This is a genomic window from Acidovorax sp. Leaf191, from assembly GCF_001424425.1.
Classification (GTDB): Bacteria; Pseudomonadota; Gammaproteobacteria; order Burkholderiales; family Burkholderiaceae_C; genus Acidovorax.
Genome location: NZ_LMPT01000019.1, coordinates 1,316,698 through 1,336,703, shown reverse-complemented (window position 1 = coordinate 1,336,703; position 20,006 = coordinate 1,316,698). Strand labels below are relative to the sequence as shown.

Below are 20,006 nucleotides of genomic sequence, written 5' to 3'. Positions count from 1 at the left end.
ATGGACTACAGCGTGGGCGGCGCGTATGACTTCGGCAGCGGCCTGTCGCTCGGCGCTGCCGTGGTGGGCGCCAACAAGAAGGCCTTCTTCGGCCACGTAAACAAGTCGCGCGTGATCGTCACGCTCACCAAAACCCTGTAAGCCCGTCTTCCAAGGACGTGCAACGGGCCTTCACAGCGCGCACCGCGCCGCCCGCGCGCCCGCCACCCGCAGCCGCTCTTTCAGCGCCGCGGGTGCCAGCACCTCAAAGTCCACATTGAGCGCCATCAGCCAGTAAACCAGCGAATCGCTGGCCGCGCATTCCAGCTGGCTGCGCTGGCCACCGTCGACGCTGGACACCACGCCCGCAAACTGGGGGATACGGCGCGACATCAACGCATAGGGCGCGTGCAGCACCACGCGCGCCTGCTCAGTGTGAGCCGGTGCAGAAATCGAGCGGGATACGTAGCCCTTCAGATCACCGCCATCGGGCGATGCCCGCGGCGCGAAATGCGCGCCCACCTGCGGGTCGCCCACGATGCGGTCGATGCGGAAGGTGCGCCAGTCGCCCCGCACGCAGTCCCAGGCCACCAGGTACCAGCGCTCGCCGGTGTGCACCACGCCTTGCGGCTCCACGCTGCGCCGCGCGTGGCGGCCCTGGGCGTCTTCGTAGTGGAACTCGGTGAGCAGCTGGTCGCGGCAGGCGCCTGCCAACGTGGCCAGCACGGAGGCCTCGACCATTGGGCCGATGCGGTCGAGCGGCAGGATGGCCGAGCGCAGCGCGTCCACCCGCTTGCGCAGGCGCGCGGGCATGGCCTGCTCCAGCTTGACCAGCGCCCGCAGCGCGGGCTCTTCGATGCCGCCCACCGCACCGGCCGTGGCGGTGCGCAGCGCAATCGACACAGCCAGGGCCTCGTCATCGTCCAGCAGCAGGGGCGGCAGCGCCTGCCCGGCCCGGAAGGCGTAACCGCCCGCCACGCCGCTGCTGGCATGCACCGGGTAGCCCAGCTGGCGCAGGCGGTCCACATCGCGCCGCACGGTGCGCGGGTGCACCTCCAGGCGCTCGGCCAGCTCGGGGCCCATCCAGTGGGTGCGGGTCTGCAGCAGGGAGAGCAGCCGCAAAAGACGCGTCGATGAACTCAACATGGCGCCACTGTACTTTTTATTGAGGACTAAAACTGTCCGCAATGGTTTCTACAGTGGAGACACCTTTTCTTTCACCCCCAACCCAAAGGAGTTCTCCATGTCCATCGTCCTCTACTGGCACCCCATGTCCAGCGCCAGCCCCATCGCCTGCGCCCTGGCCGAACTGGGCGTGCCCCATGAACGCGTGAAGGTCGACATCCGCACCGGCGAACAGCACCGCCCGGAGTACCTGGCCCTCAACCCCAACGGCAAGGTCCCCACCCTGACGGTGGACGGCGCCCCGATGTTCGAGACCCTGGCCATCCATCTGTGGCTGGGCCACCGCTTCGGCATCGAGCGCGGTCTGTGGCCCGCGGCGGGCACGCCCGAGGCGCTGCAGGCGCTGTCGTGGTGTGCATGGTCGTATGTGACCTACGGCGCCTTGATGGTGCGCCTGAATGTGGCCACGCGGGGCGACGAGGCCTTGCACAGCGACATCCATGCGCAGGCCGCCAAGGCGGGCCTGAATGACCTGCTGGCGGTGCTGGACGCGCGCCTGGCCAAGCAGCCCTGGATGCTGGGCGCCGACTACTCGCTGGTGGACCTGGTCGTCGGCTCGGTGCTCGGCTACAGCGTGTTTCTGGGCGCACCGGTGAATGAGCACCCGCACGTGCAGGCCTGGCTGGCGCGGGTGCAGGCGCGGCCGGCGATGCAGATCGAGTCCTGAGAGGAATTGGCGGTCGCTCCAACGGCCTGCTTGGAGGCGCCGTTCAACAGCCTTGCCGAAGCGTCGCGCGGCGCTTCGACAAGCTCAGCGTGAACGGACTCTTTGTTCACGAAGCGCTGCGACAGCGCCGACCGTCAGCGTGTGCGCAGGGCTGTGGCGATGCAGCGGCGCTACAGCAGCACGATGTCGTACTGCTCCTGCCCCACCGCGCTCTCGGCCTGCAGGGAGATGGGCTTGCCGATGAAGTCCGAGAGCCCTGCCAGGTGCTGGCTCTCTTCGTCCAGGAACAGCTCCACCACGCGCGCCGAGGCGACCACGCGGAATTCGCGGGGGTTGAACTGGCGGGCTTCGCGCAGGATCTCGCGCAGGATGTCGTAGCAGACGCTGCGCGCGGTCTTCACGCTGCCCTTGCCCTGGCAGGCTTCGCAGGGCTCGCACAGCATGTGGGCGAGCGACTCGCGGGTGCGCTTGCGCGTCATCTCCACCAGGCCCAGTTGCGAGAAGCCGCCCGCCATGGTCTTGACCCGGTCGCGCGAGAGCTGCTTCTTGAACTCGGTCAGCACCGCGTCCTGGTGGCCGGCCTGCACCATGTCGATGAAGTCCACGATGATGATGCCGCCCAGGTTGCGCAGCCGCAGCTGGCGCGCAATGGCCTGCGCCGCCTCCAGGTTGGTCTTGAAGATGGTGTCGTCGAAGTTGCGCGCACCCACGTAGCCACCGGTGTTCACGTCGATGGTGGTGAGCGCCTCGGTCTGGTCCACGATGAGGTAGCCGCCCGACTTCAGGTCCACGCGCCGGCCCAGGGCCTTGGCGACTTCTTCGTCGATGGAGTACAGGTCGAAGATGGGGCGCTCGCCCTTGTAGTGCTGGAGCTTGGGGGCGGCCGCGGGCATGAATTCCTGTCCGAAGGCGCGCAGGCGCTGGAATTGCTCCAGCGAATCGAGGCGGATGGTCTGCGTGTGGTCGCCCACCAGGTCGCGCAGCACGCGCTGCAGCAGGTCCAGGTCCTGGTGCAGCAGCGACATGGCGGGCAGCTTGAGCGACGCCTCCTTGATGCGGGCCCAGGTCTTGCGCAGGTAGGCGATGTCTTCGGCCAGTTCCTCGTCGGTGGAGTCTTCGCCATTGGTGCGCAGGATGAAGCCGCCGCCACCGCCCGTGGACTTGTCGCCCACCAGCGCCTGCAGGCGCGCGCGCAGCGCATCGCGCTCGGCGCCGGGGATCTTCTGCGACACGCCCACGTGGTCGTCCTGCGGCAGGAACACCAGCAGGCGCCCGGCGATGCTGATCTGCGTGGACAGGCGAGCGCCCTTGGTGCCGATGGGGTCCTTGATGACCTGCACCATGAGGGACTGGCCCTCGAACACCTGCTTTTCGATCGGGATCTGCGGCTCGGTCTTGCGGGCGAATGCTGGCGGCTCGCCGTCAGGCTGGCGGTGCCACACATCGGCCACGTGCAAAAAGGCCGCGCGCTCCAGGCCAATGTCGATGAACGCGGACTGCATGCCCGGGAGCACCCGCGAGACCTTGCCCAGATAGACGTTGCCCACCAGGCCGCGCTCCAGCGTGCGCTCGATGTGCAGTTCCTGCACCGCGCCGTGCTCCACGATGGCCACGCGGGTTTCCTGGGGGGACCAGTTGATCAGGATGTCTTGTTGCATGGCGTTGTCGTTATGTTTGGGTTTTGGTCGCTGCCGGGCTTTGGCTCCGTTCACGCCCCCACCAACACGTCTTTGCCGGTCCGCCGAGCGCTGGTGGCTTTGTGGGGGCCACAGCTGTCGGGCGGGCTCAAGGGCGGGAGATGCGAGGGGGTTTGCCGGGTGCGTCAAAGCGCCACTAGACGGCGAAACCGGCTGCGCGCAGCAGTTGCGCCGTCTCGTACATGGGCAGCCCCATGATGCCCGAATAACTGCCCGCCAGGTGCTCCACATACGCGGCAGCACGTCCCTGGATGCCATAGGCGCCGGCCTTGCCCAGCGGCTCGCCGGTGGCCACGTAGGCGTCGATCTGCGCTGCCGTCATGGGCGCGAAGGTGACGCGCGACACCGACAGCGCCGCAAGCCGCTTGGTGCCCACCTGCAGCGCCACGGCGGTGAGCACGCGGTGCTCGTGCCCTGCAAGCTCGCCCAGCATGCGCGCGGCATGCGCGGCGTCGTCGGGCTTGCCGTAGATGGTGCGGCCCAGGGCCACGGTGGTGTCGGAGCACAGGATGGGCGCATCGGGCAGCTGGCGCCGCGCGCGCCGCGCCACGGCAGCGTCGAGCTTGAGGCCGGTCACGCGCTCGACATAGGCCGTGGGCGCCTCGCCGGGCAGCACGGCCTCGATGGCTTCGGCGTCCTCGGGCTCGTCGCCATCGACATTGGGCAGCAGCAGTTCATGGCGCACGCCCAGCTGTTCGAGCAGTTGGCGGCGGCGCGGGCTCTGGGAGGCGAGGTAGAGGAAGTCAGGCATGAACGGATTCGATCAAAAATCGGCCCCAGCGCTGATCCATCAAGCGCTGGCAGCTATCACATCAATAGCAAACGGCAGGAGGGCCATGGTTCGCTCCAACCTGCTCATTCGCGGTGGTAGGGGTGGCCTGCGTTCACCGACCAGGCACGGTAGAGCTGCTCGATGAGCAGCACGCGCACCATGGCGTGGGGCAAGGTCAGGTCGGACAGGCGGATGCGCTCGTGCGCGCCCTGGCGGAAGGCCGGGTCCAGCCCGTCGGGGCCGCCGATGACCAGCGCCACGTCGTCACCGCCCAGCTGCCAGCCCTTGAGCCGCTCGGCCAGCGCCTTGGTGGTGAGGTTGGTGCCGCGCTCGTCCAGCGCCACCACGCGCGTGCCGCGCGGAATGGCCGCCTCGATGCGCTCGCGCTCGGCGGCGTACAGCGTCTCCAGGGTCTTGGAGCCCCGCGGCTCGGTCTTGACGGCCTTGAGCTCCACCTTGAGCTCGGGCGGGAAACGCTTGGCGTAGTCGTCGTAGGCCGTCTGCGCCCAGTCGGGCACGCGCTGGCCCACCGCCACGATCAGCAGTCTCATGCGAATGCGTTACCGAAGAGGGTTGCGCCGCCCGTCAGCTCAGCCGTGCCGCCCGGCCGTCAGGCCCGGCCGCCGCTGCGCGATGGCGACTTCTTGGCCGCGAGCTTGGCGCCGGCCTTGGCCGGGGCGCTGGCGGCAGACCGGGGGGCGCCGCGTGCGGGTGCTGCGGCACCCTTGGCGCCGGTCGACTTGGCGGCTGCGGGCTTCTTGGCGCCACCGGGCTTCACGACCACGGTCTTGATCGGGGTCTTGGGGGCCGATGGCTTCTTGGCGGCTGCGGTGCTGCCGGCCGTCTTGGCGGTGGTCTTGGTTGGGGTGGTCTTGGCCGCTGGCTTGCTGCCGGCGCGGTCCGCGGGCTTGGCCGCGCTGGTCTTGGCGGCCGGCCTTGCCGAGGGCTTGGCGGCTGCCGACTTGGCGGGCGCTGCGGGGGCGGCCTTGGCCGCCGTCTTGGCCACGGCCTTCACGGTGGCCTTGCCAGAGCGTGCAGCCACGGTCGGAGCTGCAGCAGCAGCCTTCTTGGCCGGAGCCTTCGCAGCGGCCTTGGCGCCCGACTTGGCGGCCTTCTGCGCCGACTTCTTTTCGGCCAGATCGGCGGCGGCGCTGGACACCGGCTTGGCGGCACCCAGCTTCAGGCGCACGGGGGTTTCGCCCCACAGTTCTTCCAGGCGGTAGTACTGGCGGATGGCGGGCTGCATGATGTGCGCCACGGCCGGGCCGCAGTCCACGATGATCCATTCGCCGTTGTCTTCGCCTTCGATGCGGGGCTTGGAGAAGCCCGCTTCCTTCACCGCGTCGCGCACGCTGGCGGCCAGCGCCTTGGTCTGGCGGTTGGAGGTGCCCGATGCCACGATCACCCGTTCAAACAGCGGCGAGAGATTCTCGGTGTTGAAGACCTGGATGTCTTGCGCCTTGACGTCCTCCAGCCCATCGACGATGGCGCGCTGGAGCTTGGTAACGTCTTTCTTGGCGGCGGATTCCGATTTGGTGGAGGTGGTCATCAGGTGGTGAATAGAGAGGGAATGGAATCAATATAGCGTGCAACGCGGCGCACAGCCAGTGGGGCTGCGCCTTGGGTGTTGCGCCGTTGTCGCGCTGGGGCGCTGCGGCAGTTCGCGGTGTTTTTGGCCTCTGGCGCTTTTGTGAAAAGCGCACACAGCTATTGAAATTATAGCTTTGGTGCCCTTCGGGCCATCTGTGGCAGCATCTTCACGGCGTCAGGCGCCTGCCTGCGCCCCGCTACCCAGCCAGTCGCGGCGCACCAGGAACCGCTGCGCCAGCTGCGCTTCGGCAGAGTCGGCGGCGTCCGAGCGCTGGTACGACCAGGCCACCAGCGGCGGCATCGACAGCAAGATGGACTCGGTGCGCCCGCCGGACTGCAGGCCGAAATGCGTGCCCCGGTCCCAGACCAGGTTGAACTCGACATACCGGCCGCGGCGGTAGAGCTGAAACTCCCGCTCGCGCTCGCCGTAGGGCATGTGCTGGCGCTGCTCGACGATGGGCAGGTAGGCCGACAGGAAGGCGTCGCCCACCGACTGCGTCATGGCCAGGCTTTGCGCGAAGCCCAGCTCGGAGAAGTCGTCGTAGAACACCCCGCCCACGCCGCGCTGCTCGCTGCGGTGCTTGAGGTAGAAGTATTCGTCGCACCACGCTTTGAAGCGCGGGTACTTGTCGTCGCCAAAGGGCGCCAGCGCATCGTGGCAGGTGCGGTGAAAGTGCACCGCGTCGTCCTCGAAGCCGTAGTACGGCGTCAGGTCCATGCCCCCGCCGAACCAGCAGGTCGGCGCCTGGCCCGGGTGGCCGGCGGCGATCATGCGCACGTTCATGTGCACCGTGGGCACATACGGGTTGCGGGGGTGGAACACCAGCGACACGCCCATGGCCTCGAACGGCGCGCCGGCCAGCTCGGGCCGGTGCTGCGTGGACGACGGCGGCAGCTGGGGGCCGCGCACGTGGCTGAAGCCGCAGCCCGCGCGCTCGAACACGCGGCCGTTTTCCAGGATCTTGGTGATGCCGTCGCCCTGCAGCGGCTCGCCGGGCGCCTTGCGCCAGGCGTCGGCCAGGAAGCGGGCTCCGCCCTGCTCCTGCGCGCCTTCCACGGCCTCCAGCGCAGCGGTGATGCGGGCCTGCAGGCCCTGCAGGTAACCGCGCACCTGCTCCACCGTGTCGACCGTGTTCAGGCTTTGTGCGCCCGCCATCAGCTCTTCAGCGCCCGGAAACCAATGTCGCGGCGGTACTGCGCGCCGTCGAACTGGATGCCGCGCGCCACGTCGTACGCCCGCTGCTGCGCCTGCTTGACGCTGTCGGCCAGCACCGTGACGCACAGCACCCGGCCGCCGGTCACGCTGACCACGCCGTCCTGCAGCTGCGTGCCGGCATGGAACACCACCGCATCGTCAGCGTCCTGCGGCAGGCCGGTAATGGCGTCGCCCTTGCGCGGGTTCTCGGGGTAGCCGTGGGCGGCCATGACCACACCCAACGCGGTGCGGCGGTCCCACTGCAGCTCCATCTGGTCGAGCTTGCCGTCGGCCGCGGCGGCCATCACATCGCTGAAATCGCTTTTGAGGCGCATCAGGATGGGCTGGGTTTCGGGGTCGCCCATGCGGCAGTTGAATTCGAGCGTTTTGGGGTGGCCCTTGGCGTCGATCATGAGGCCCGCATACAAAAAGCCGGTGTACGGGATGCCGTCCTTTTCCATGCCGCGGATGGTGGGCAGGATGATCTCGCGCATGGCGCGGGCGTGCACGTCGGCCGTGACCACGGGCGCGGGCGAATACGCGCCCATGCCGCCGGTGTTGGGGCCTTCGTCGCCGTCTTTCAGGCGCTTGTGGTCCTGGCTGGTGGCCAGCGCCAGCACGTTCTTGCCGTCGCACAGCACGATGAACGAGGCTTCTTCGCCTTCGAGAAACGCCTCGATCACCACGCGCGCCCCGCCCTCGTTGTGCGTCACGCCGTACTTGTTGTCCACCAGCATGAAGTCGACCGCGTCATGGGCTTCCTGCAGCGTCATGGCCACGACCACGCCCTTGCCCGCCGCCAGGCCGTCGGCCTTGATGACGATGGGCGCGCCCAGCCGGTCCACGAAAGCGTGGGCCGCTGCCGGGTCGGTGAAGGTGTCGTAGTCCGCCGTGGGGATGCCATGGCGGCGCATGAAGGCCTTGCTGAAGGCCTTGGAGCTTTCGAGCTGGGCGGCAGCCTGCGTGGGGCCGAAGATCTTGAGGCCATGCGCGCGGAATTCATCCACCACGCCAGCGGCCAGGGGCGCCTCGGGGCCGACCACCGTGAGGGCGATCTTCTGCTCCTGTGCCCAGACGCGCAGGGCCTGCACGTCGGTGATGGCCACGTTCTCCAGCTTGGCGTTGAGCGCAGTGCCGCCATTGCCAGGCGCGACGAACACCTTGGTGACCTTGGGGGACTGGGCCAGTTTCCAGGCCATTGCGTGTTCACGGCCGCCGCCACCAATCACAAGTACTTTCATAGAACCTTTGTGAACCTCTGGCGCGGCGTTGGGCCACGTACAGGGTTCGGGGAAAAACATCTCGATCTCAGTTACTCAACATTCTTTGCGCAGGGCGCCCAGGCCCTCGAAACCGGCGCGGCCCCATCGCCAGCGCACCCGTGGAACTGGCTTCGCCAGGCCACCGGGTGCGTCGCCCTCCCGCGCAGCGAGAGAGGGGGAAGGCGCGCAGCGCCTCAGGGGGAGCTTCACAACGCCGCGTTGTGATAGACCTCTTGAGCGTCGTCCAGATCTTCCAGCACGTCCAGCAGTTTTTGCATGCGCACGGCGTCGTCGCCAGTCAGCTCGATGGTGTTTTCAGCCCGCATCGTCACCTCGGCCAGTTCGGGCGTGAGGCCGGCGGCCTGCAGCGCATCCTTGACGGCTTCGAAGTCGGCGGGGCTGGTCAGCACTTCGACGGCGCCGTCCTCGCCGGTCACCACATCGTCGGCACCGGCCTCCAGCGCCACTTCCATGACCTGGTCCTCGTTCGTGCCGGGAGCAAAGATCAGCTGGCCGCAGTGCTTGAACTGGAACACCACCGAGCCTTCGGTGCCCATGCTGCCGCCGTGCTTGCTGAAGGCGTGGCGCACTTCGGCCACGGTGCGCACGCGGTTGTCCGTCATGGTGTCGATCATGATGGCCACGCCGCCGATGCCGTAGCCTTCGTAGCGGATTTCTTCGTATGTCAGCCCTTCGGCGTTGCCGGTGGCCTTGTCGATGTTGTACTTGATGCGGTCGGCGGGCATGTTGGCCGCCTTGGCCTTGTCCACCGCCAGGCGCAGGCGGGGGTTGGCAGACAGGTCGCCGCCGCCGGAACGGGCAGCCACGGTGATTTCGCGAATGATGCGGGTCCAGATCTTGCCGCGCTTTTCATCCTGCCGCCCCTTGCGGTGCTGGATATTCGCCCATTTGCTGTGTCCTGCCACGAGAAGTCCTTTTGTATTGATTTAATCTAGCCATGCTTGTTGGGCCCGGTGCAGCGGCAAACCGTGTCTTTCGCGCCACGGCGGCGGTGCAAACTCCACCGCCAGCGCCTGCAGAGGCTGGTTTTTGCGCCCCTCAGGCGGCGCCCGATCCACCCGTTTTGCCTCTGTAGCGCCCGGGCCGAACAAGTCATCTGCCGATTTTACTTTTTGCCGACCCCGCCCCCGAGGAAACCCGAAATGGCCGAACCCCTTCTGATCGCCAAGCACGACACCATCGAATGCCACCTGCTGCCCGGCCTGGCCAACCGCCACGGGCTGATCACCGGCGCGACGGGCACCGGCAAGACGGTGACGCTGCAGACGCTGGCCGAAAACTTCTCGCGCATCGGCGTGCCGGTGTTCATGGCCGACGTGAAGGGCGACCTGACCGGAGCAAGCCAGCCCGGCAAGATCGGCGACAAGCTGGCCGCCGTGCTCAAGGAGCGGGGCCTCGATGTGCCCCCGCCCCTGGCCTGCCCCACCACGCTGTGGGACGTGTTCGGCCAGCAGGGCCACCCGGTGCGCGCCACGGTGTCCGACATGGGCCCGCTGCTGCTGGGCCGCATGCTCAACCTGAACGAGACGCAGCTGGGCGTGCTGAACATGGTGTTCAAGATCGCCGACGACAGCGGCATGCTGCTGCTGGACCTGAAAGACCTGCGCGCGATGCTGACCTTCGTGGGCGACAACGCCAAGGAGTTCACCACCGAATACGGCAACGTGAGCGCCGCCAGCGTGGGCGCCATCCAGCGCGGGCTGCTGCAGATCGAGCAGCAGGGCGGCAGCGCGTTCTTCGGCGAGCCCATGCTCAACATCCAGGACTTCATGCAGACCGTCGATGGTCACGGTGTCGTGAACATCCTGGCGGCCGACAAGCTCATGAATTCGCCGCGCCTGTACTCCACCTTCCTGCTGTGGATGCTGTCCGAACTGTTCGAGCAGTTGCCCGAGATCGGCGACCCCGACCAGCCCAAGCTGGTGTTCTTCTTCGACGAGGCCCACCTGTTGTTCAACGAGGCGCCCAAGGTGCTCATCGAGCGCATCGAGCTGGTGGTGCGCCTGGTGCGCTCCAAGGGCGTGGGCGTGTACTTCGTCACGCAGAACCCGCTCGACATCCCCGACAGCGTGCTGGCCCAGCTGGGCAACCGCGTGCAGCACGCGCTGCGCGCCTTCACCCCCCGCGACCAGAAGGCCGTCAAAGCCACGGCCACCACCATGCGGCAAAAGCCGGGCCTCGATATCGAGACCGCCATCACCGAGCTGGCCGTGGGCGAGGCGCTGGTGAGCTTTCTGGACGCCAAGGGCCGCCCCAGCGTGACCGAGCGCGTGTTCGTGCTGCCCCCGGGCAGCCAGCTCGGCCCCATCACACCGCAGCAGCGGCAGGCGCTGATGGCCAACTCGCTGGTGGCCGGCGTGTACGAGACCACGGTGGACCGCGAGTCCGCGTATGAAAAGCTCAAGGGCCGGGCCGACAGCGCCCCCGCGGCACCGGCCGGCACGCCTGCCGCACGCACGGGCGGCGGCACCCCGGTGGGCACGGCAGGCGGGGGCGCCCAGCCGCAGGAAAGCAGCTTTCTCAACGACCTGCTCTTTGGCACCACCGGCCCGCGCGGCGGGCGCAAGGACGGCCTGGTGCAGACCATGGCCAAGTCGGCCGTGCGCACCGTGGGCACGAGTGTCGGCAAGGAGATTCTGCGCGGCGTATTGGGCGGGATCTTCGGCAGCAAGAAGAGGTAGCTCGCCCTCCCGCGCTGCGCGCCTTCCCCCTCTCTCGCTGCGCGGGAGGGGAACGCACCCGGTGGCCTGGCGAAGCCAGTTCCAAGGGCGCACTGGCCTGGGGCGCGCCAGTCATGACGGTCTTGGACAAAGGGATCTCGCTGGGGGCACATCAGGGCTGAAGATAGTGCACTGCAGAGGCCTCTACCGCTTATCCATCAAGCGCCAAAAGCTATCAATTCAATAGCATTCAACATCCTCGCCACACCCCTCAAATTCTTCTCCCGGCGTGCGTGCAGGCATGGCACCATGCGCGCACAAAACAACACACCACAGGAGGATGGGATGGGACGCATCGACAACCTGCTCGTGCGCTGGGGGCCCCGCACGGTGCTGATGGCCAGCGGCATCTGGGTGCTGGTCTTTGTGGGCATGTTCGCCGGGCTGTGGCGCATGCGCTGGACGTGGGCGGCGTATGCGGTCGCCACCGTGGTGCTGACGGCCATCGTCATCCAGTGGACCAATGTGGTGCGCGAGCGCTATGTGCGCGAAGCCGCCCTGCCCCAGTTCTTGAAGCGCAAACTGCGCGAAGCCTACCCCCACCTGAACCAGAAGGACTGCGAGCTGGTCGAGCGCGGGCTGCGCCAGTTCTTCATGGCCTGCATGCGCAGCAGGAAGCAATTCGTCGCCATGCCGTCCAAGGCGGTGGACGCCATGTGGCACGAATTCATCCTGCACACCCAGGCCTACAAGACCTGGTGCGAGCGCGCGCTGGGCTTCTTCTTGCACCACACGCCCGCCGAGGCCCTGGGCGCCCGGGCCAAGAACAACGACGGCCTGCGCCGCGCCTGGTACTGGGCGTGCAAGGACGAGGGCATCCACCCCAAATACCCCTCGCGCCTGCCGCTGCTGTTCGCGCTGGATGCCAAGCTCGCGATTGCCGGCGGCTTTGCCTACGTGCCCGACTGCCGCGACATCATCCGCAAGAGCGATGCTGGGGGCGATGCCAGCGGCACCTACTGCGGCACGCACTTTGCCAACAGCGGCTACAGCGGTAGCTCGGGCGACTTCGGCGGTGCCGAAAGCTCCAGCTCCCACTCCAGCAGCAGCAGCAGCAGTGACGGGAGCAGCGGAGACGCAGGTGGCGACGGGGGCAGTTGCGGCGGTGGCTGCGGTGGTGGCGGCGGCGACTGACGCGGCGCGCGCAGGTAACCTAGCCCCCATGCACTCCATCCCGCCGCTGCACCTCATCGCCGCCTTCGACGCGGTGATGCAGTGGCGCAGCTTTCAAAAAGCGGCCGACGCGCTCAGCCTGTCGGCCAGCACCGTGAGCCACCGCGTGCGCGAACTGGAAAAGACCCTGGGCGTCGCCCTGTTTACCCGCAGCACCCGGTCGGTGGCGCCCACACCCGAGGGCCTGCACCTGCACCAGCAGACCAAGGCCGCGCTGCAGGCCCTGCAGGACACGTTTGCCGGCTACGCGCACCAGCAGCGCAGCGTGGTGCGCATCAGCGCCCTGCCCTCGTTCGCGCGGCTGCGCCTGGTACCGGCGCTTGCGCAGCTGCAGGCCACCGGGCAGGCGCCCGGCATCGAGATCCAGGCCAGCACCGACCTCGCCGACGTGGACCAGGGCGACGCCGACATCGCCATCCGCTTTGCACGCGCCCGGCCGCACGCGCACCACTGCGAAAAGCTGCTGGACGACGTGTGGTTCCCGGTGGCGGCGCCGGGCTACCTGCGGCGGCTGGACGTCCCGGCCAGCGAGCCTGCGCTGCGCAAGGGCACGCTGCTCACCCACACCCGGCAACCCTGGCAGCCGTGGCTGGCACAGGCTGGCATCCGCCTGGCGGCGGCGCAGCACGCCATGACCTTCACCGACACCGCGTTGCTCATCGACGCGGCCCTGGCCGAACAGGGCATTGCGCTGGCGCGGCAGTCCCTGGTACACGACCTGCTGGCGTCCGGCGCGCTGGTGCGGCTGTCGGACGTGGCGCTGCCCGCCGAGCAGTCGTACTATCTGTTCGCGTCCGAGCGCACCGTCATCACCCCGCGCGGCCAGGCTGTGATGGACTGGATCCGGCAACTGGCACGTCAGGGCAACGCGGCGCCATAGCGCCTGCCAACGCCGGCCGCCTGTGCCGCAGAAAGGGGAATACGCGGGCCAACTGCCCAGGTGTCACCCCGTCTTCACCATCAACACGATGCCCGCCAGCACACCCGCCATCGCCACGGTCTTGTGACGAATGAAGCGCTCCTGCAGCAGCCAGGCGCTCAGGCCGAACACCATGACCAGGTTGGTCCGCCGCAGCACGGAGATCACCGAAATCATGGCCCCCTCGACCTGCACCGCGGCCAGGTAGATGTACTCGGCCAGCACGTATGCCACCGCAATCGCCACCACCGGCCAGACAGCGGGCCACGCCGCACTCCAACCCGGCCACCGCCCTCGCAAGCCACGCCCGCCCCGCCCGGGCAACGCAAACGTCACCACCCACGGCAGCAGGCACAGCGCCAGCACGCCCCGCTGCACGGCCGACCAGGCCTGCACCGCCGCCAGGTCCAGCCGCAGCTGCGCGACGATGTGCTTGTCGTACAGCGCATTGGCCGACGACAGCAGCGTGGCCGCCACCATGCACAGCACCCAGCCATCGCGGCTGAAGCGGATGCCCTCCTTCTGCCCGATCAGCGAAAACGCCAGGTACGACAGCATGGACACCGCCAGCCCCGCCGACTGCCACGCGCTCAGGTGCTCGCCCAACAGCACGATGGCGCCCAGCGCCGTCCACACCGGCCCCGACGCGCGCACCCCGGCCGATATCGACAGCGGCAGCGCCTTGACCGCGTAGTACGACAGCACCCAGGTCGCCACCATCATCAGCGACTTGGGCAGCAGCAGCGCATGCGCCTGCCAGGCCAGCGGCGCAGGGTGCAAGCCCAGCGGGCCCAGCACCTGCGCTGCAGCGCTGCCGCCCGGCACCACGATGAAAGGCAGCCATGCGCAGGCTCCCAGCAGCGACGCCACCACCACCACGGCCAGCACCCCGGTCTGCCGCAGCGCGATCTTGGTCAGAAAGTCATAGGTGCCCAGCACCAGCCCGGCCAGCAGGCCCAGCAGCACCCAGGTGGTCATGCGGCGGCTCCGTGCGCAAGACACCGAAGCTGCTGCATCGGTGCCACAGACAGGACGAGGGCGGGCGCCAAACGGCGGCATGGAAAACGATTCACACAAGGCCTTTCTTGCAATAAAGAAAAGCCACCGAGGCTAAACACGCTGCCGCTGCGATTGCGGACGGTTGCGCAGCAGTGGCGCGCCACGGCGCAGCAATCGCACCGCAGCCCGGTGCAGCCACACTGCCTCCGCTCTGCTACGCAATCCATAGCGCCCTGCGCACAGAGGGAAAGCGATAGAACCCCTTTTCATATCCAAGGCGCCCCCCAAGTCACCCACGCGACGACACAGCGCTGCCCGCCGGGTCTACAGTGCCTGCCCATGAACACACCGCCCTTCACCTGCTTTTCGCTCAGCATCAACAGCCACGTCGCCCACCTCGTGCTGAACCGCCCCGAGGCCATGAACACCATGCACCCCACCTTCTGGCGCGAACTGGACGAGGTGCTGGCCCAGTTGAACAAGGCGGGAGAGGCCCGGGCGCTGGTCATCAGCAGCACCGGCAAGCATTTCAGCGCGGGCATGGCGCTCGAGACCTTCGGCGGCGCCATCACCATGGACGACCAGAGCCCCGAGGGCCGGGCCGCCATCTTCGACCTGCTCACCGACATGCAGGCCACCTTCAGCCGCATCGAGAGCCTGCGCATCCCCGTCATCATGGCCATCCAGGGCGGCTGCATCGGCGGCGCGGTGGACATGGTCACGGCGGCCTGCGTGCGCTACGCCACGGCCGACGCGTTCTTCTGCATCCAGGAGATAAACATCGGCATGGTGGCCGACGTAGGCACGCTGCAGCGCCTGCCCAAGCTCATCCCGCTGGGCGTGGTCAAGGAGCTGGCCTACACCGGCCGCCGCCTGAGCGCCGACAAGGCCTTGGGCCACGGGCTGGTCAACGAGGTGTTCGACACCCACGAGGCCACGGTCGCCGCCGCACTGCAGTGCGCGCAGGAGATCGCCACCAAGCCCCCCGTCGCCATCTGGGGCACCAAGCAGGCCGTGAACTACGCCCGCGACCACAGTGTGGAAGACAGCCTGCGCCAGATGGGCTGGCTGCAAGGCGCCATCTGGAGCAACCAGCACGTGCGCGAGTCCGTCACGGCCATGAAGCAAAAGCGTGCGGGCGACTTCCCGGCGCTGACGCCGCTGATCCGGTTCAGCGAGCAGGGGTGATGGGTGATGAGCGCCGGGCGTGAGGCGGACGCTCCGCCCGGCAGTTTTGCGCCCCCTCGAGCCTGACCTTTCAAGAGGCCCTAATCACTCACCCCACCCGTTCGGGCTGAGCCCGTCGAAGCCAGGGCGCACCCTCCGAAGCTCCGCCCTACCCCGGCCATTCAATCACTATCGATTTCATAGCTACCAGCGTCCACCCATCAAGCGGTAGCAGTCATTTTTAACCCCAAAACCGCCACCAAGGGCTATCATGTGCCGACCCGGGGCAGGCCGCGCCCCGCAGCGAGGACGCCACCATGACCGTGCCCAGCCTACCCCTGCCCACCTACGACGATGTGGCCGCCGCCGCGCAGCGGCTCGCAGGCGTCGCGCACCACACGCCGGTGATGCGCTGCACGGCCATCGACCAGCGCCTGGGCGCCAAGCTGTTCTTCAAGTGCGAGAACCTGCAGCGCACCGGCGCCTTCAAGTTCCGCGGCGCGTACAACGCGCTGGCCCAGTTCAGCGATGCGCAGCGCGAGGGCGGCGTGCTCACCTTCTCGGCGGGCAACCACGCGCAGGCCATCGCACTGTCGGCCCGCCTGCTCGACATGCCCGCCCTGATCGTCATGCCCGAAGACGCTGCCACCTCCAAGATGGCCGCCACGCGCGACTACGGCGCCCAGGTCGTCACCTACAACCGCCACACCGAAGACCGCGAGGCCATCAGCCGCCAGCTCGCGCGCGAGCGCGGCATGACGCTGGTGCCGCCGTTCGACCACCCGCACGTCATCGCGGGCCAGGGCACCGCCGCGCTGGAGCTGCTGCAGGAGGTGCCCGACCTCGACTACCTCTTCGTCTGCCTGGGCGGCGGCGGGCTGCTCTCGGGCAGCCTGCTGGCCGCGCAGGCGCTGGCGCCGCAGTGCAAGGTCATCGGTGTCGAGCCCGCCACCGCCAACGACGCCCAGCAGTCGCTGCGCGCCGGGCACATCGTGACCATTGACCACCCGCAAACCATCGCCGACGGGGCGCAGACACAGTCGCTGGGCGCGCTGACCTTCCCCATCATCCGCGACCATGTCGAAGACATCATCACCGTGAGCGACGCGCAGTTGATCGAAGCGCTGCGTTTTTTCGCCGCGCGCATGAAGCTCACCGTCGAGCCCACTGGCGCCCTCGCCTTCGCGGGCGTGCAGGCCTTCTCCGGCGAGGACGACGGCGCCAAGCTGCTGCACGGCGAGCGCGTGGGCGTCATCGTGAGCGGCGGCAACGTGGACCTGGCGCGGTACTCGCGGTTTCTGGCGGACTGAGCGGGCCGCGCGCCGGGGCCTGTGGCTTTGTACGGCTCTGTACGGCTGTGCACGTCGCTGCAGCTTTGCCATCACACGCCCTGGCCCCCCGCAGGGGCGCCCCCGCCGCTCGGGTTTCCCGGCCCCGCGGCGAATGGAGGTGAAAATACACCCACCGCCATTCATTCATTTCCCAGCACACCCGAGGCCGCGCCATGAGCACCGCTAGCAACAACAACGTCACCGTCATCACCCACCCCCTGGTCCAGCACAAGCTCACGCTCATGCGCCGCAAGGACGCCAGCACCAACAGCTTTCGCCGCCTGCTGGGCGAGCTGTCCACGCTGATGGCCTACGAAGTCACGCGCGACATGCCGCTGCAGGACTTCGAGATCGAAACCCCGCTGGAGACCATGACCGGCAAGGTCATCGACGGCAAGAAGCTGGTGCTGGTGTCCATCCTGCGCGCGGGCAACGGCTTTCTGGACGGCATGCTCAACGTGGTGCCCGGCGCGCGCGTGGGCCACATCGGCCTGTACCGCGACCCGGCCACGCTGCAGCCCGTGGAGTACTACTTCAAGATGCCGTCCGAGATGCAAGAGCGCGACATCATCGTCGTCGACCCCATGCTGGCCACCGGCAACTCGGCCGCCGCGTGCGTGGACCGCCTGAAGAAGCTCAACCCCCGCTCCATCAAGTTCGTCTGCCTGCTGGCCGCCCCCGAAGGCGTAGCCACGCTGCAGAAGGCCCACCCCGACGTGCCGATCTTCACCGCCGCCATCGACCGCGAGCTGAACGACCACGGCTACATCCTGCCGGGCCTGGGCGATGCGGGCGACCGGATCTTTGGCACCAAGTAAGGGAGCCGCCTGGCGCAGACACGCAGCCCGCGCCACCCTGCTCACGCAGCCAGCCACCCTTGGGGTGGCTTTTTTCATGGGCGCCACGCCCGCCGCACTGATTTTTACCATCTGGTGGCTTTCCTCTGGCAGACTGGCGCGCAGTCTGCCGCCGTGCTGGCACCGACTGGCGCGCTCCTTGCTTGGGAGCCAAGCATCCAAGCACCCTCTTGCTGGCCATTCTTTTCTGAACTGAAGGAACCCCACCATGACCACTCGCCGCATCTTCACCGGACGCCTGCTCTGCACCTCCATGGCCCTGTCGGCCGCCCTGGGCCTGGCGCCCTCGCTGGCCGGGGCGCAGGCCAAGCTCAAGGTCGCGGCGATCTACACGGTGCCCTACGAGCAGCAATGGGTGAGCCGCATCCACAAGGCGCTGAAGGCCGCCGAGGCGCGGGGCGAGATCGAATACAAGTCGAGCGAGAACGTCTCCAACGCCGACTACGAGCGCGTGATGCGCGAGTACGCCACCGGCGGCAACCAGCTCATCGTGGGCGAGGCCTTTGCGGTGGAGGCCGCCGCACGCAAGGTGGCCAAGGACTTCCCCAAGACGTCTTTCCTGCTGGGCTCGTCCGGCAAGCCGCAGGCGCCCAACTTCAGCGTGTTCGACAACTACATCCAGGAGCCCGCCTACCTGTCGGGCATGGTCGCGGGCGGCATGACCAAGACGAACAAGATCGGCATGGTGGGCGGCTTTCCCATCCCCGAGGTGAACCGCCTGATGCACGCCTTCATGGCGGGGGCGAAAGAGACCAATCCCAAGGTCGAGTTCACCGTGAGCTTCATCAACAGCTGGTTCGACCCGCCGAAGGCCAAGGAAGCGACGTTTGCCATGATCGACAAGGGCGCCGACGTGCTCTATGCCGAACGCTTTGGCGTGTCCGACGCGGCCAAGGAAAAGGGCAAGCTCGCCATCGGCAACGTGATCAACACGCAGGACAAGTACCCCGACACCGTGGTGGCGTCGGCCCTGTGGCACATGGAGCCCAGCATCGACCGCGCGCTCAAGCTGGTCAAGGAAGGCAAGTTCACGCCCGAGGACTACGGCCCGTATTCGATGATGAAGCACAAGGGCTCTGAACTCGCGCCGCTGGGCACGTTCGAGAAAAAGGTGCCCGCCGACATCGTGGCCAAGGTCAAGGCGCGCGAGGCCGAGATCCTGGCCGGCAAGTTCACGGTGAAGGTGGACGACAGCCAGCCCAAGTCCACGGCGAAGTAATCGAAGTAATGCCGTCGGCATTGCGTTGATGGGCGCGGCCAGCGGTGCAGCGCCCGTGACGGTGGTGGACCACCCGCCACCGTCACCCACCGGCCGTGCGCACACCGTTGCCATCAATGGCGCCGGGCCGCCCTCCACTGCGTTGCCGGCACCGCACCGCACCGCACTTGCGCTAGCCTGCGGCACTTCTGACATCTTCAGGCCCTGACCATGCCCTCATCCAGCAGCAGCACCACCACTTCCACCCATCTTCGCACCACCCTCGCCCGGCACGGGCTGCGCCTGCTGGCGGCAGCCACCCTGGCCGCGGCGGTGGCAGGCTGCAGCACCGCACCCGCCCGGCCATCAGCATCGGGGGCTGCGGTGGTGCAGCTCGATGCCACACCGCGCATCGCCGTCATCTCAGCCTTCGAGCCCGAACTCACCGTGCTGCTGCCGCAGGTGCAGCAGGCGGCCAAGCACCGCATCAACGGTGTGGAGTTCACCACCGGCACCCTGTCGGGCCAGCCCGTGGTGGTGTTCCTGTCGGGCATCAGCATGACCAACGCGGCCATGAACACCCAGCTCGCGCTGGACCGCTTCAACGTCAGCCACATCGTGTTCAGCGGCATCGCGGGCGGCGTGAACCCCGGCCTGCACATCGGCGACGTGACAGTGCCTGCCCAGTGGGGCCAGTACATGGAATGGCTCATGGCCCGCGAGGACAAACCCGGCCAGTACAGCGCCCCGGCCTGGATGAAAAGCGAGCTGACCCTGCCCGCCTTCGGCATGATGCACCCCCGCCCCGTGGAGGTGCGCAGCGCCGCACAACCCGCCCTCACCAAGCAGTTCTGGTTTGCCGCCGACGCCCGCATGCTGGCCGTAGCGCGCAGCCTGGGCACGAGCGTCGCGCTGGACCATTGCCACGCCGACAAGTGCCTCAAGGAGCGCCCCCGCATGGTGATCGGCGGCAATGGCGTCTCAGGCCAGGCCTTCGTGGACAACAAGGCGTTCCGCGAATACGCGTTCAAGACCTTCGATGCGAACGTGCTCGACATGGAAACCGCCGCCACCGCCATGGTCGCGCACAGCAACGGCGTGCCCTACATCGCCTTCCGCTCACTGAGCGACCTGGCCGGCGGGGGCGATGGCGAGAACGAGATGGACACCTTCATGCACCTGGCCGCAGCCAACTCGGCCAAGGTGCTGCAGGCGTTTCTGGCCAGCTGGAAGTGACACCATGAACCCGCAGCGGGCGCTGGCCGCATGGACCC

18 protein-coding genes and 1 pseudogene are annotated in these 20,006 nt (G+C 67.8%); 10 read left to right on the top strand and 9 right to left on the bottom strand.

Annotated elements, in window-relative coordinates:
- Positions 1–141 (top strand): annotated as a pseudogene (locus ASG27_RS28045) (TorF family putative porin); the annotation flags it as partial.
- 30 nt (positions 142–171) lie between these two features.
- Here ASG27_RS28045 and ASG27_RS20135 read toward each other — a convergent pair.
- The gene (locus ASG27_RS20135; RefSeq protein ID WP_056419878.1) at positions 172–1,125 is read right to left on the bottom strand and encodes a helix-turn-helix transcriptional regulator; all 954 of its coding nucleotides are present in this window, start codon (positions 1,123–1,125) and stop codon (positions 172–174) included.
- A 97-nt stretch (positions 1,126–1,222) separates the two neighbouring features.
- Between ASG27_RS20135 and ASG27_RS20130 the strand changes: the two genes are divergently transcribed.
- Positions 1,223–1,831 (top strand): glutathione S-transferase family protein, encoded by a 609-nt coding sequence (locus ASG27_RS20130; RefSeq protein ID WP_056419877.1) that lies wholly within the window; start codon positions 1,223–1,225, stop codon positions 1,829–1,831.
- 170 nt (positions 1,832–2,001) lie between these two features.
- Here the strand turns inward: ASG27_RS20130 and rng are convergent, their stop codons facing one another.
- From rng to ASG27_RS20095, 7 genes are all read right to left on the bottom strand, one after another.
- Positions 2,002–3,489: a ribonuclease G gene (rng, locus tag ASG27_RS20125; RefSeq protein WP_056165604.1), complete on the bottom strand. Its 1,488-nt coding sequence runs from the start codon at positions 3,487–3,489 to the stop codon at positions 2,002–2,004.
- A 175-nt stretch (positions 3,490–3,664) separates the two neighbouring features.
- Entirely contained in the window at positions 3,665–4,279 is a 615-nt protein-coding gene (locus ASG27_RS20120) for a Maf family protein (protein WP_056419875.1), read from the bottom strand.
- A 104-nt stretch (positions 4,280–4,383) separates the two neighbouring features.
- On the bottom strand, positions 4,384–4,851 hold the full coding sequence (gene rlmH, locus ASG27_RS20115; protein ID WP_056165599.1) for a 23S rRNA (pseudouridine(1915)-N(3))-methyltransferase RlmH: 468 nt from the start codon (positions 4,849–4,851) through the stop codon (positions 4,384–4,386).
- A gap of 59 nt (positions 4,852–4,910) precedes the next feature.
- The gene (rsfS, locus tag ASG27_RS20110; RefSeq protein ID WP_056419873.1) at positions 4,911–5,849 is read right to left on the bottom strand and encodes a ribosome silencing factor; all 939 of its coding nucleotides are present in this window, start codon (positions 5,847–5,849) and stop codon (positions 4,911–4,913) included.
- 216 nt (positions 5,850–6,065) lie between these two features.
- Positions 6,066–7,046 (bottom strand): oxygen-dependent coproporphyrinogen oxidase, encoded by a 981-nt coding sequence (hemF, locus tag ASG27_RS20105; RefSeq protein WP_056419869.1) that lies wholly within the window; start codon positions 7,044–7,046, stop codon positions 6,066–6,068.
- The gene (gene purD, locus ASG27_RS20100) at positions 7,046–8,326 is read right to left on the bottom strand and encodes a phosphoribosylamine--glycine ligase (protein ID WP_056419865.1); all 1,281 of its coding nucleotides are present in this window, start codon (positions 8,324–8,326) and stop codon (positions 7,046–7,048) included. The genes hemF and purD overlap by 1 nt, the downstream gene beginning before the upstream one ends.
- Before the next feature lie 227 nt (positions 8,327–8,553).
- Positions 8,554–9,273, bottom strand: a complete 720-nt coding sequence (locus ASG27_RS20095; RefSeq protein ID WP_056419863.1) for a YebC/PmpR family DNA-binding transcriptional regulator — start codon at positions 9,271–9,273, stop codon at positions 8,554–8,556.
- Between the two features lie 237 nt (positions 9,274–9,510).
- Here ASG27_RS20095 and ASG27_RS20090 point away from each other — a divergent pair, with 237 nt between their 5' ends.
- From ASG27_RS20090 to ASG27_RS20080, 3 genes are all read left to right on the top strand, one after another.
- Positions 9,511–11,049: a helicase HerA-like C-terminal domain-containing protein gene (locus tag ASG27_RS20090; protein ID WP_056419860.1), complete on the top strand. Its 1,539-nt coding sequence runs from the start codon at positions 9,511–9,513 to the stop codon at positions 11,047–11,049.
- A 324-nt stretch (positions 11,050–11,373) separates the two neighbouring features.
- Positions 11,374–12,222, top strand: a complete 849-nt coding sequence (locus ASG27_RS20085) for a glycine-rich domain-containing protein (protein WP_056419961.1) — start codon at positions 11,374–11,376, stop codon at positions 12,220–12,222.
- Between the two features lie 28 nt (positions 12,223–12,250).
- Positions 12,251–13,141: a LysR substrate-binding domain-containing protein gene (locus ASG27_RS20080; protein ID WP_056419857.1), complete on the top strand. Its 891-nt coding sequence runs from the start codon at positions 12,251–12,253 to the stop codon at positions 13,139–13,141.
- A 63-nt stretch (positions 13,142–13,204) separates the two neighbouring features.
- On the opposite strand, the gene ASG27_RS20075 is transcribed toward ASG27_RS20080, so the two are convergent.
- On the bottom strand, positions 13,205–14,158 hold the full coding sequence (locus tag ASG27_RS20075) for an EamA family transporter (RefSeq protein ID WP_056419856.1): 954 nt from the start codon (positions 14,156–14,158) through the stop codon (positions 13,205–13,207).
- Positions 14,159–14,518: 360 nt separating this feature from the next.
- On the opposite strand from ASG27_RS20075, the gene ASG27_RS20070 reads away from it, so the two are divergent.
- From ASG27_RS20070 to ASG27_RS20050, 5 genes are all read left to right on the top strand, one after another.
- Complete coding sequence (locus ASG27_RS20070; RefSeq protein WP_056419853.1) at positions 14,519–15,367, top strand: enoyl-CoA hydratase-related protein; 849 nt, start codon at positions 14,519–14,521, stop codon at positions 15,365–15,367.
- Between the two features lie 296 nt (positions 15,368–15,663).
- The gene (locus tag ASG27_RS20065) at positions 15,664–16,656 is read left to right on the top strand and encodes a threo-3-hydroxy-L-aspartate ammonia-lyase (RefSeq protein ID WP_056419850.1); all 993 of its coding nucleotides are present in this window, start codon (positions 15,664–15,666) and stop codon (positions 16,654–16,656) included.
- A gap of 194 nt (positions 16,657–16,850) precedes the next feature.
- The gene (upp, locus tag ASG27_RS20060) at positions 16,851–17,495 is read left to right on the top strand and encodes a uracil phosphoribosyltransferase (RefSeq protein WP_056165581.1); all 645 of its coding nucleotides are present in this window, start codon (positions 16,851–16,853) and stop codon (positions 17,493–17,495) included.
- 247 nt (positions 17,496–17,742) lie between these two features.
- Complete coding sequence (locus ASG27_RS20055; protein ID WP_056419847.1) at positions 17,743–18,753, top strand: BMP family protein; 1,011 nt, start codon at positions 17,743–17,745, stop codon at positions 18,751–18,753.
- A gap of 210 nt (positions 18,754–18,963) precedes the next feature.
- Positions 18,964–19,968, top strand: coding sequence for a 5'-methylthioadenosine/S-adenosylhomocysteine nucleosidase (locus ASG27_RS20050; RefSeq protein WP_082485833.1), 1,005 nt, complete (start codon positions 18,964–18,966; stop codon positions 19,966–19,968).
- Positions 19,969–20,006: the final 38 nt, after the last annotated feature.

Bases quoted from the DNA above. Each gene is read 5' to 3' on its own strand.
- ASG27_RS20135 (WP_056419878.1), bottom strand. From the start codon at position 1,125: ATGTTGAGTTCATCGACGCGTCTTTTGCGGCTGCTCTCCCTGCTGCAG.
- ASG27_RS20130 (WP_056419877.1), top strand. From the start codon at position 1,223: ATGTCCATCGTCCTCTACTGGCACCCCATGTCCAGCGCCAGCCCCATC.
- rng (WP_056165604.1), bottom strand. From the start codon at position 3,489: ATGCAACAAGACATCCTGATCAACTGGTCCCCCCAGGAAACCCGCGTG.
- ASG27_RS20120 (WP_056419875.1), bottom strand. From the start codon at position 4,279: ATGCCTGACTTCCTCTACCTCGCCTCCCAGAGCCCGCGCCGCCGCCAA.
- rlmH (WP_056165599.1), bottom strand. From the start codon at position 4,851: ATGAGACTGCTGATCGTGGCGGTGGGCCAGCGCGTGCCCGACTGGGCG.
- rsfS (WP_056419873.1), bottom strand. From the start codon at position 5,849: ATGACCACCTCCACCAAATCGGAATCCGCCGCCAAGAAAGACGTTACC.
- hemF (WP_056419869.1), bottom strand. From the start codon at position 7,046: ATGGCGGGCGCACAAAGCCTGAACACGGTCGACACGGTGGAGCAGGTG.
- purD (WP_056419865.1), bottom strand. From the start codon at position 8,326: ATGAAAGTACTTGTGATTGGTGGCGGCGGCCGTGAACACGCAATGGCC.
- ASG27_RS20090 (WP_056419860.1), top strand. From the start codon at position 9,511: ATGGCCGAACCCCTTCTGATCGCCAAGCACGACACCATCGAATGCCAC.
- ASG27_RS20085 (WP_056419961.1), top strand. From the start codon at position 11,374: ATGGGACGCATCGACAACCTGCTCGTGCGCTGGGGGCCCCGCACGGTG.
- ASG27_RS20080 (WP_056419857.1), top strand. From the start codon at position 12,251: ATGCACTCCATCCCGCCGCTGCACCTCATCGCCGCCTTCGACGCGGTG.
- ASG27_RS20075 (WP_056419856.1), bottom strand. From the start codon at position 14,158: ATGACCACCTGGGTGCTGCTGGGCCTGCTGGCCGGGCTGGTGCTGGGC.
- ASG27_RS20070 (WP_056419853.1), top strand. From the start codon at position 14,519: ATGAACACACCGCCCTTCACCTGCTTTTCGCTCAGCATCAACAGCCAC.
- ASG27_RS20065 (WP_056419850.1), top strand. From the start codon at position 15,664: ATGACCGTGCCCAGCCTACCCCTGCCCACCTACGACGATGTGGCCGCC.
- upp (WP_056165581.1), top strand. From the start codon at position 16,851: ATGAGCACCGCTAGCAACAACAACGTCACCGTCATCACCCACCCCCTG.
- ASG27_RS20055 (WP_056419847.1), top strand. From the start codon at position 17,743: ATGACCACTCGCCGCATCTTCACCGGACGCCTGCTCTGCACCTCCATG.
- ASG27_RS20050 (WP_082485833.1), top strand. From the start codon at position 18,964: ATGCCCTCATCCAGCAGCAGCACCACCACTTCCACCCATCTTCGCACC.